Genomic DNA, 10,164 nt, shown 5'->3' on the forward strand with positions numbered 1-10,164 from the left:
TTCCGGTTGGAAACTTATAAAATTTAGCTTTTAACTAAATCAATAATGCGGTCTCTCACCGCTCTCGGCAGCTGCCCCGCCTGTCCGTATGGGCTTAACCAATATGCTTGGTGGGCTAATAATAAATATTTGCATGAAAACATGGTTTGCTTCATGTAGTTTTGAGTATATCACAGCATTTTATGTAATGCAAGTAAAAGCTGGGTAAAGTCATTCAAAGTACTTTCCCGGGTGTCCCATTCTTATCATCTGAATCGACATTTCTATCTCTGCCAAGAGCATGATCAAACTCATCAAGAACATCCGTCATCAGGCCTTCATCGAGCCGACTTCTGCACTCTGCAACCAATACAGCTGGAATTCCATAAAATGCTTCTGCAATACTGCCTGTAATAGCGCCAAGTGTGTCAGTATCTCCACCAAGTGATACTGCATTCCGTATGGCATCCTCAAAATCTTGGGATTCCAGAAATGCAATAATCGCCTCCGGTACTGTTCTCTGACAAGTCTCATCCATATGATATCCCGGTCTGATTTCATCAAGTGTTCTATTAAGATTATAATGAAACTCCCTCTCAATATATTCTTTAATCTCTTCTTTCGAGAATCCATTCCTAGCCATGTATATTGCACTGGCTGTTGCCTCTGCACCCTTAATGCCTTCCGGATGATTATGTGTCACGTTTGCTGTCGCTCTTGCTACCTCTCTTGTTCTTTCCATCGAATCATAAAGCCATCCCGCCGCTGACACTCTCATGGCAGAACCATTTCCATAACTTCCGTATGGCTTTGGATTGCTTTCTCTAAGCCAATGCCTGAATCTTCCACCATAACCTGCATATGGATATCTTTTTCCCCTATCCTGCATGTTAGTTACTACCGCCTCTTCAATTTCCTTTACTGTAGCTTCCTTTCCGACTGCAAGAAGAGCTTCTCCAACCGCTATTGTCATAACAGAATCATCTGTAAAGTCACAGTCTTTACTAAACAGATCGAATTCCTTTGTTTTATCTCCTCTGTCAAACTCAAATGGACTTCCTATAATATCTCCTAAAATTGCTCCGTACATATATGCCTCCAATCTCCGGAATGCTCCGGCAGCTCTTTTTCTTTGTTACAATATGAGTATAATTGAAAGACATCTTTATATGGTCGCTATCCGGGCGACACTTTTTAGGGCAAAAACAAACGCCGATACTATAAGTACCGACGTAACATATGCACCGGTAACAGCAATATCACCTCTTGCAATTTTCCGATGCCTGCTTTTCAGCAAGAAGCTGTTCTTTTCCTGCCGCCCTCTTGATTACCGAACAGCAAAAACAGGCTTGGCTGGATTTGCTATCTTAGCCACTATGCTTTACTCAAAATATCCGCTTAGATAATTTGCCGTATCTTCGCTCACTGCAAAAATCATATCTAAATCATCTAAACCGTAAATCTTAATGCCCATGTAAGAACCATCATATAGTGTGATAGTGGTAACATCATAAAGTGTTCCATCTTTATCGGTCTGTCCCAGTTTGATTGTTTTCTCGTAACTATTCAGTAGCCACTGTCCCGCAAGGTGTTTTGACATGAATATGTCAAAATCCCGAGACATACAAGCCAAAATGCCATCACCGAAGGTGATTTACGCGAGCAACGAGTCAAAGTCCGTGCTTGCACGGAACCTTGAGGAGTGCCGCGATAACGATAAAAACTCGCAAAGCGTGTTTTTATCGTTTAAATGCATTTTGGCTCGTAACTGTGAAGGTACTGAACAGTTACGTTTTCCCTTGTATTAGTTTCCCAATAATTACTATCTTTATTTCCGGTGAATTCTACTAATGCCAACATTCAACAGCTACTTTTATAACACCATCTCTCTTATTCTCGAAAAGATCATAAGCCTCATCAATCTTACTTAGAGGATAGGTATGCGTGATAAGTGGTTCTGTATTAATCTTTCCATCAGCAATCAGTTGCAATGTCTCATCGCAGTCGCATCCATCTACTCCACCGGTTTTGAAGATAAGATTTTTCCCATACATATCTGGAAGCGGTAATCTCTGTGCTTTATCATACAGTGCAACGATTGTTACAATTGCATTCGGTCTTGCGCACTCCCATGCAAGGCGAAACGTTGATTCAGCTCCGGCAACTTCAAGAACAACATCTGCTCCACCATGATCACTTGTTTTTTTTACAAATTCCTCACATTCTTCCGGAGAAACAGTAAGTACATCCGGATAATGCTTATTAATAAATTGGATACGTTCTTCGTCTTTCTCACACATGATAATATGCTTTGGACTCTTCAGCATAACGCAAAGTAATGTGCAGATTCCTGTGGGACCTGCACCGATGATCAGTACCGTGTCATCTTCTGTAATTTCAGAAATACGAGTTGCCCAGTAGCCGGTAGCCAGTACATCTCCAACAAATAATGCCTGTCGCTCTGTAACTTCGTCCGGAATCTTGTTTAATCCTTGATCTGCGAACGGTACGCGCACATACTCAGCCTGACCGCCATCGATACGGCAGCCAAGAGCCCAACCGCCATTTTGGTCCGTACAGTTATTGACATAACCTTTTTTGCAGAAATAACATTCACCACAAAATGTCTCCACATTGACTGTTACTCTGTCTCCCGGTTTGACATGAGTAACAGCGCCTCCAACTTCTTCAACAATTCCAACCATCTCGTGACCAACAGTAATTCCCAAAACTGCACGTGGAACACTTCCATGCTTGATATGTAAATCACTGGAACAGATACTCGCAAGCGTTACCTTTACAATAGCATCCCTTTCATGCATAATTACCGGTTTCGGTTTTTCTCTTAATTCGAATTTTCCTTTTGATACATATGTATAAGTCTGCATTGTTTTTCCCCCACCATTTTCAAATAGTATAAAGCATTTTTGCTCGTAACTGCTCAGTACCTTCACCGTTACGAGCCAAAATACATTTAAAATCTCCTCCGCTCAAGAAAAGAATCGTATATCAATCACAGCCTTCTTATATTATAGGTTTCCATCTTACGAGTTACAAGCGAAAATAAATAGGAAAAGAAAGTTCCCTGCTTATAACGACTCTCACCGATTGTCAATCTTCTCCGGGAACATATCATGATTACTCATGCGGTTCCAGGCAACCTTTTCCCAATCCGTACCCGGCTTTCCGTAATTACAATACGGATCAATGGACAATCCTCCTCTTGGGAGAAATTTACCCCAGACTTCTATATATTTCGGTTCAAGAAGACTGACCAGATCCTTCATGATTATGTTGATCACATCTTCGTGAAAGTCTCCATGATTTCTAAACGAGAACAAATATAATTTCAAGGATTTACTCTCCACAAGACGTTCATCCGGAACATAAGAAATTGTGATCGTTGCAAAGTCCGACTGTCCGGTAATCGGACAAAGGCTTGTAAATTCGGGGCAGTTAAACTTGACAAAATAATCATTTTCAGGATGTTTATTCTGAAATGCCTCTAATACAGATGGATTGTAATCCATACTGTACTCTGTTTGCTGATTTCCCAATAATGTTAAATTTTCTTTTTCTCTCATCGTTTTCTCCTCTATCTCAATGCCGGATCTTCCATATGGTTTGCCTGAAATGCCGCTGCACGGTCAATGCATGTTCCACATTTTCCGCAAGGCTTCTCGCCTCCTTCGTAGCAGGACCAGGTCAACTTGTAAGGAACTCCCAGTTCTAATCCAATCCTTACTACTTCAGCTTTGGATACATTAACAAAAGGTGCTTCTATTTTAAGCTGATGTCCGGAACCTTCCCATATTGCTTCATTCATAGCCTGATTGAATACCGGCGAGCAGTCCGGATACGCAAAGCCTGCAGAATCATCTGCATGAGCTCCATAATAAATTACTTCGCAGTCCTTGCTCAGCGCGATACTTGCCGCAGAAGAAAGAAATAATCCGTTTCGGAACGGTACATATGTGCTTACTGGCTTATCGCCATTGGTTTTTGAAATCTGTTCTGCGTAACTTTCCTCCGGGATGTCTTCCGTAGACTGTTGAAGCAGTGAACAGTTACTATATTGAAATATCTTCCTCAAATCCAGGAACAAATGCTCCACACCATAATATTGGGCAACTGCTATTGCAGCTTTAATTTCTTTATCATGTTTTTGTCCGTAGGAAACCGAAAGGGCAATCACCTGGTCTTTCCCATACTTTTGGATTGCCAGTCCCAATGCCGTTGTTGAGTCGATTCCTCCGCTAAAAAGAACTAATGCTTTCATCTTTATCACCTCACTATTTATACTCCCCGCTTGTCAGGATCCCAGATCACTTTATGTATCTGTATCTGCAACCGTACACCATTCAACCGATGCTTCAACATGAATTCTACTATTTGCACCGGTTCTATTGAGCCAAAAACAGGGCTAAGATAAACATGACATCTGTTGGTCAGATCATAAGTCCGAATCAATTCCAGTGCTTTCAGCAAATCTTCCTGACTGCCGGATACAAATTTTACAGTATCATTCTTTTCAAGCAGTTCCATGTTCTCTGTTATCATATGTTCTTCGCACCCGCTTGATGGTAACTTATAGTCCATTGTAAATACCGGACGTTCTTCACAAAATGCAGCCAGATCGACTGCTCCATTTGTCTCAATCTCAACCTGCAGTCCTGCTTTTAAAAGAAAATGGATTAAACCTCTGATATCTTTTTGCATCAACGGTTCTCCGCCTGTAAGTGTCACATTGTGAATTCCTGTTCCAAGAACATAATTTAGTATTTCTTCCGGAGTTTCTTCTTTATATGGGCACTCAGGTTCATTAGCCCACATAGTATCACAATAACTACATCGCAGGTTGCACCCTTTAAAACGGATAAAAACTGCAAGTTCTCCTGCACGCGTGCCTTCCCCATTAATACTGGTAAATTTTTCTACTACTTTCATCTACTCTTCCTCATAGACTGCACAATTATTAGGTGTCTCATATACTTCCACATAATGAACTCCATACCCTAAATCTGTTAATTCTTTGTAGAAATAATATGCGAAATTTTCTGCTGTAGGATGAAATGAAACTTCCTCCAAATGAAAATCTTCATTCTGAAGTGCAGCTACGGTCTCTGCTTTCAGAGATCCCGTCTCGTAGATCAGGCTATGGTCAAAGTAATCACAAAGTACCTTCAGATCTTTTTTCAGATTACCAAAATCCACTACCATTCCTCGTGTCTGTCCTTCTTGTTCTAACTCCTGACTCTTGATTTTTGCAACAACATTCCAACGATGTCCGTGGATGTTTCTACATTTTCCCTCGTATTTCCAAAGAAAATGTGCTGCATCAAAGCTGGCTTTTGTTTGTAAATAATACATATTTCAACTCTCCTGTATGTGAAATGTATGTACCTGTTAAGAGCTATGCATTCTAAATAGAGCAGTTTTGTAACTATTCAGCAGCCACTGTGAAGGTACTGAACAGTTACGCAGTTTTCATATATCAGAAAATCCACATCTAATATACAAAAAGCTCTGCGTACTTCTTCGCACGCAGAGCCTGAAATCCTCATGATTAGCCCCGGTTTTATTTTTCGACAGGAAGGTACAAATGAACTGTCGGCTGTTTTCACAGCATGAAAATTATACCACAGAAAGTCAGATTGTTAAATTGATTTATGATATTATGATACTGACTGCCCGATCCATACTTCTTAAGAGCAACTGTCCTAAAAAGATCCCCATGCCGAAACATGAATTCCCTTTTGTCCCAGTATCCATATCCCCCGGATATATTATCTATATTTACATATAATATCTACACAAAATTTTATGGATTATTTTCGGGTTATTTTCAACCCTCTATGCTTTTCAGACATTGATTTTACCGGTTCGACGCAGGCGATGATATATTTCAGGTATTTTCGTTCCGCATTCGGATCGATGACATTCACAATACTGAGGCTGTAAAGATCCGAACTAAGCTGCAGTGCCTGCTCTTTCAGATAATTTCGGATTTTCTGGTAAGCGATCCGGATATCTCCGTCTTTCTCCCGGCAGACCATCACAACCGTAAGTCTGCCAGAAAGCTCGCGGATGCCCGGGCCGGATGCCTGTGCGTCCGCAAAGCTGAAAACTTCCCTATACACATACTGTTCTTTCTGGAAATCCTCCCGTCCGATCGACGCTCCCATAGGAAAGGCCTGTATTCCGGGATGAGCACATTCTTTCAGATGTCTGTGAATGTCTGTGGAAATCTCGCTGAAAGAGGTCGCCGGATCTGAGAGTACTTTTGTTACCTTTAATCGAAAAATCTCCGGCTGCTCATACAGTTCCGGCTTTCCTGTATCATTCTTCCGGATCTGTTCCAGCAGTTTTCTTGTATTTCCGATAATTCCGATCCGCCGCTCCAGCTCTCTTTGCTGCGTCAGAAGCGCCGCGTACTGCCGGTCAACAAAACCGTCAAAACGCACTTCTTCCCCGCCAAGCAGATATTCTTTTATATCCTCCACTGAACATCCCAGTCCACGAAAGGTACTGATAAAATAATAGGAGCTGATCTGCGCATAGCTGTAATAGTGATACCCGTTTTTCTCACTTTTCTTCGGCACCAGGATCCCCTGTTTTTCATAATAACGCAGCGTGTCTCTCGTCGTCTGACACATCCTGGCAAATGCTCCCGCGCTGATGCAATATTCCTCTCCCGCCATGTTTTTCCTCCTGTTTTTCCGACATTTCTATGTTGTAATCCGGTTCCGGATTTGTATTGTTACAGTTTTCTTCTTTTTCTATATGTTCCCCGTTCCTGCTGTTATTCGCTGTCTTTTGTAACATTTGCATTCTTGACATGGGGGTTACACCCAGCTTTATTCTATCACAGGATAAAAATACACAACACCCTGATTTCAGGGGATTTTATAATAATGGAGTTGAAATATCATGCATACATTAAAGAAACTTTACTGTCGTTGTTTTCAGATCAGTTTTCGTGCTGCCCTGCCGCTGATGCCGTACCGGGAACCGAAGCTGATCGATGGATTTTCCGGTGTACCGAAAGTTTTGCGGAAACATAGCATTACCAGGCTTCTTCTTGTCACGGATCCGGGTGTGTATTCTCTTGGACTGACTACACCGCTGGAACAGATTTTGAAAAAAGCCGGGATCACCTGTATCGTCTACAAAGATACGGTGGCCAATCCTACTTCTGCCAACGTGGAAGATGCCAAAAACCTGTATCTGAAAAAACACTGTCAGGCGCTTCTCGCTTTCGGCGGCGGCTCTTCCATGGACTGTGCCAAAGGAGTCGGTGCCAGACTCGCCCGTCCGAACAAATCACTGGCCAAGATGGAAGGAATCCTTCATGTCATGCACAAGCTGCCCCTGTTGATCGCCGTCCCCACCACAGCCGGAACCGGAAGTGAAACAACACTGGCCGCTGTCATCACCGATGCCGATACCCATCACAAATACGCGATCAACGATTTCAGCCTGATCCCGCACTACGCCGTTCTGGAGCCTGAAGTCACAGTCGGACTGCCAGCGCAACTCACCGCCACTACCGGTATGGATGCCCTGACACATGCGATTGAAGCATATATCGGCCGCTCCACCACGAAGCAGACCCGAAAAGCCGCGATTGAAGCGATCCATCTGATCTTCCAGTATCTCCCGGTCGCCTATAAAAATGGCAAAAACCGGACAGCAAGAAAAGAAATGCTCCGCGCCTCCTATCTGGCCGGTACTGCATTTACCAAAAGTTATGTCGGATATGTACATGCCGTAGCACACAGTCTGGGCGGTCAGTACGGCATCCCGCATGGACTGGCAAACTCCGTTCTTCTTCCGATCGTTCTCGAAGCGTACGGAAGCGCCGCGCACAAAAAACTGGCTCACCTCGCCCGGATCACCAAACTTTCTTCTTCCCCAGACGATACCACCGCAGCCAATGCTTTTATCGCACATATCCGAAAAATGAACGCTTCCATGAACATCCCGACGACCCTCTCCGGTATCCGTAACGAAGATATCCCGAAACTGGCCCGCTATGCCGATAAAGAGGCGAATCCGCTTTATCCAGTTCCGATTCTTTGGGATGACAAACAGCTTGCTTTGATGTATCATCTGGTACAGGAGAAAAAAGAAAAGGAGAATAACAGCCATGCAGAAACAGGACATCGAGACTATACTGGCATCTCAGCGTAAGTTCTTCGCCACCGGAAAGACTCTGCCGGTCTCCTGGCGTCTCGAACAACTGAAAAAATTAAGAACTTCTATGCTTCGCCACGAAGAGGATCTGTACGGAGCATTGAAAAAAGATCTGGGAAAAAGCCGGATGGAAAGTTATATGTGTGAGATCGGACTGACCCTTTCTGAACTGACCTGGATGGAAAAGCATATCCGCAGGCTGACCCGTGAAAAACGGGTTCCAACCCCACTGGCACAGTTCGCCGCAAGAAGTTTTCAGTCCCCGACACCGTACGGCACGGTTCTGATCATGAGTCCCTGGAATTATCCGGTACTCCTGACACTGGAACCTCTGATTGACGCACTGGCCGCCGGCAATACCGTCATCGTCAAACCAAGTGCCTACGCACCAGCTACGAGTGCTGTAATGGAAATGATTATAAAAGAGACTTACCCTCCGGAATATGTCCGTATGATCACTGGCGGCCGTCAGGAAAACCAGGCCCTGCTTACACAGCGTTTTGATAAAATCTTTTTTACCGGCGGCAAAACCGTCGGCCGTGAAGTACTCCGCCATGCCGCAGAATATCTAATCCCTGTCACCCTGGAACTCGGTGGGAAAAGTCCGTGTATCGTAGATTCCACCGCAAAGATTCCATTAGCTGCCAGACGCATCGTCTTTGGAAAATACTTAAACTGCGGGCAGACCTGTGTGGCTCCGGATTATATCCTCTGTGATGTTTCCATCAAAGATGCCTTGCTTGCAGCAATTCAGAAAGAAATTACCCGACAGTTTGGAGATCGTCCGTTGGACAATCCGGATTACGGAAAAATTATCAACGAAAAACATTTTGAACGGATCCTCGGTCTAATCGCAAAAGAAAAAATAATCTGTGGTGGCGAATCAGATTCTTCTACTCTTCGCATCGCCCCAACCGTCCTCACCGATGTTTCCTGGGACGATCCGGTCATGGGGGAAGAGATCTTCGGACCGCTCCTTCCGGTGCTGACATATTCCTCTCTGGATGAGGCGATCCGCACCGTAGAATCTCACCCCCATCCACTGGCATTATATTTCTTCAGCGAAGACAAAAAAGCGCAGAAAAAAGTACTGGATCTGTGTCACTTCGGCGGCGGCTGCATCAACGACACCATTATCCATCTTGCTACCAGTGCCATGCCATTTGGCGGTGTCGGTGAGAGCGGTATGGGTGGATACCACGGCATGGAAGGCTTCAAAACCTTCAGTCACACCCGCAGCATTGTCGACAAAAAAACCTGGATGGATCTTCCGATCCGGTATCAGGAGTATGTGGGATGGAAAGAAAAACTTTTGCGGATGTTTCTGCGATAGTTTTCTTATTTTTGCACTTCCAAAATTGAAATCCGTAAAATATCAAAAGGTGGTATGTTCATTGTCACGTCAAACAATTGAACACACCACCTTTTATTTACACAAGCAGCGCGCTAGAGCGTGTCTGAAAAAGGCTTTTCGTGAGCTGTGAGTCCCAGTTTGTTGGAGATTTTATCCGAATGAGGGCGGCGTAGCGGGCTACGGCAACCGAATGAAGCATCGAGTCGAAATTCACATCTGCACAAAATCTTGATAACGCTCTAATTCGTGTAACAAAAAACCTGCAGGATACATTCATTTGTATCTTACAGGTCTATTCTATCTCATTCCTCCCGGAGCTTTCCCTGCCTTTCCTGGCACAAAAAAGCTCCCCCAGTTGGACTCGAACCAACGACACTGCGGTTAACAGCCGCATGCTCTACCGACTGAGCTATGGAGGATCATTCTCTTTCTCTCTTTTCTCTCCATGTACCTTCAAAACTGCACACACGTAACATCCTTCTTCCTACTGCTTTGCGATCAACCGTTCCAGGTCAAACCCTCGACCGATTAGTAACAGTCAGCTCCATACATTACTGCACTTCCACCTCTGCCCTATCTACCTCGTCGTCTTCAAGGGGTCTTACTTCTTTCGAATGGGATATCTCATCTTGAGG

The 10,164-nt window shown here is 43.9% G+C and carries 10 protein-coding genes, 1 tRNA gene, 1 rRNA gene and 2 pseudogenes; 3 read left to right on the forward strand and 11 right to left on the reverse strand.

The features are described from left to right. Positions 1–214: 214 nt before the first annotated feature. The 8 genes from FYJ57_RS09950 to FYJ57_RS09985 form a co-directional block, all read right to left on the reverse strand. Positions 215–1,069, reverse strand: coding sequence for an ADP-ribosylglycohydrolase family protein (locus FYJ57_RS09950; RefSeq protein ID WP_154432512.1), 855 nt, complete (start codon positions 1,067–1,069; stop codon positions 215–217). Between the two features lie 291 nt (positions 1,070–1,360). Next, positions 1,361–1,579 (reverse strand): hypothetical protein, encoded by a 219-nt coding sequence (locus FYJ57_RS09955; protein WP_154432513.1) that lies wholly within the window; start codon positions 1,577–1,579, stop codon positions 1,361–1,363. A gap of 247 nt (positions 1,580–1,826) precedes the next feature. After that, positions 1,827–2,867 carry an alcohol dehydrogenase gene (locus tag FYJ57_RS09960; RefSeq protein WP_022172755.1) on the reverse strand — a complete coding sequence of 347 codons (1,041 nt, stop codon included), beginning with the start codon at positions 2,865–2,867 and terminating at the stop codon, positions 1,827–1,829. Between the two features lie 213 nt (positions 2,868–3,080). Beyond that, entirely contained in the window at positions 3,081–3,563 is a 483-nt protein-coding gene (queF, locus tag FYJ57_RS09965) for a preQ(1) synthase (RefSeq protein WP_154432514.1), read from the reverse strand. A gap of 11 nt (positions 3,564–3,574) precedes the next feature. Further along, positions 3,575–4,258, reverse strand: coding sequence for a 7-cyano-7-deazaguanine synthase QueC (queC, locus tag FYJ57_RS09970; RefSeq protein ID WP_154432515.1), 684 nt, complete (start codon positions 4,256–4,258; stop codon positions 3,575–3,577). Between the two features lie 17 nt (positions 4,259–4,275). Then, positions 4,276–4,926 (reverse strand): putative 7-carboxy-7-deazaguanine synthase QueE, encoded by a 651-nt coding sequence (queE, locus tag FYJ57_RS09975; RefSeq protein WP_154432516.1) that lies wholly within the window; start codon positions 4,924–4,926, stop codon positions 4,276–4,278. Next, positions 4,927–5,349, reverse strand: coding sequence for a 6-pyruvoyl trahydropterin synthase family protein (locus FYJ57_RS09980; RefSeq protein WP_154432517.1), 423 nt, complete (start codon positions 5,347–5,349; stop codon positions 4,927–4,929). A 458-nt stretch (positions 5,350–5,807) separates the two neighbouring features. Beyond that, positions 5,808–6,680 carry a MerR family transcriptional regulator gene (locus tag FYJ57_RS09985; RefSeq protein ID WP_154432518.1) on the reverse strand — a complete coding sequence of 291 codons (873 nt, stop codon included), beginning with the start codon at positions 6,678–6,680 and terminating at the stop codon, positions 5,808–5,810. A gap of 229 nt (positions 6,681–6,909) precedes the next feature. Here FYJ57_RS09985 and FYJ57_RS09990 point away from each other — a divergent pair, with 229 nt between their 5' ends. Both FYJ57_RS09990 and FYJ57_RS09995 read left to right on the forward strand, forming a co-directional pair. Further along, positions 6,910–8,172 (forward strand): iron-containing alcohol dehydrogenase, encoded by a 1,263-nt coding sequence (locus FYJ57_RS09990; RefSeq protein WP_154432519.1) that lies wholly within the window; start codon positions 6,910–6,912, stop codon positions 8,170–8,172. Beyond that, a complete protein-coding gene (locus FYJ57_RS09995; protein ID WP_154432520.1) occupies positions 8,129–9,508 on the forward strand; it encodes an aldehyde dehydrogenase in 1,380 nt (459 codons plus the stop codon). Before FYJ57_RS09990 ends, FYJ57_RS09995 begins: the two co-directional genes overlap by 44 nt. A gap of 97 nt (positions 9,509–9,605) precedes the next feature. On the opposite strand, the pseudogene FYJ57_RS16550 reads toward FYJ57_RS09995, so the two are convergent. Then, positions 9,606–9,710 (reverse strand): annotated as a pseudogene (locus FYJ57_RS16550) (DUF6783 domain-containing protein); the annotation flags it as partial. Between FYJ57_RS16550 and FYJ57_RS16555 the strand changes: the two are divergent. Then, positions 9,690–9,761 (forward strand): annotated as a pseudogene (locus tag FYJ57_RS16555) (hypothetical protein); the annotation flags it as partial. The pseudogenes FYJ57_RS16550 and FYJ57_RS16555 sit on opposite strands and share 21 nt — an antisense overlap. A gap of 114 nt (positions 9,762–9,875) precedes the next feature. Here FYJ57_RS16555 and FYJ57_RS10000 read toward each other — a convergent pair. Together FYJ57_RS10000 and FYJ57_RS10005 are read right to left on the reverse strand one after the other, a co-directional pair. Next, positions 9,876–9,948 (reverse strand) — tRNA-Asn (locus FYJ57_RS10000). A gap of 89 nt (positions 9,949–10,037) precedes the next feature. Then, a 23S ribosomal RNA gene (locus tag FYJ57_RS10005) occupies positions 10,038–10,164 on the reverse strand; the annotation flags it as partial.

The organism is Oliverpabstia intestinalis (genome assembly GCF_009696065.1).
Classification (GTDB): Bacteria; Bacillota; Clostridia; order Lachnospirales; family Lachnospiraceae; genus Oliverpabstia; species Oliverpabstia intestinalis.

Bases quoted from the DNA above. Each gene is read 5' to 3' on its own strand.
- FYJ57_RS09980 (WP_154432517.1), bottom strand. From the start codon at position 5,349: ATGTATTATTTACAAACAAAAGCCAGCTTTGATGCAGCACATTTTCTT.
- FYJ57_RS09985 (WP_154432518.1), bottom strand. From the start codon at position 6,680: ATGGCGGGAGAGGAATATTGCATCAGCGCGGGAGCATTTGCCAGGATG.
- queC (WP_154432515.1), bottom strand. From the start codon at position 4,258: ATGAAAGCATTAGTTCTTTTTAGCGGAGGAATCGACTCAACAACGGCA.
- queE (WP_154432516.1), bottom strand. From the start codon at position 4,926: ATGAAAGTAGTAGAAAAATTTACCAGTATTAATGGGGAAGGCACGCGT.
- FYJ57_RS09955 (WP_154432513.1), bottom strand. From the start codon at position 1,579: ATGTCAAAACACCTTGCGGGACAGTGGCTACTGAATAGTTACGAGAAA.
- FYJ57_RS09995 (WP_154432520.1), top strand. From the start codon at position 8,129: ATGCAGAAACAGGACATCGAGACTATACTGGCATCTCAGCGTAAGTTC.
- FYJ57_RS09990 (WP_154432519.1), top strand. From the start codon at position 6,910: ATGCATACATTAAAGAAACTTTACTGTCGTTGTTTTCAGATCAGTTTT.
- FYJ57_RS09950 (WP_154432512.1), bottom strand. From the start codon at position 1,069: ATGTACGGAGCAATTTTAGGAGATATTATAGGAAGTCCATTTGAGTTT.
- queF (WP_154432514.1), bottom strand. From the start codon at position 3,563: ATGAGAGAAAAAGAAAATTTAACATTATTGGGAAATCAGCAAACAGAG.
- FYJ57_RS09960 (WP_022172755.1), bottom strand. From the start codon at position 2,867: ATGCAGACTTATACATATGTATCAAAAGGAAAATTCGAATTAAGAGAA.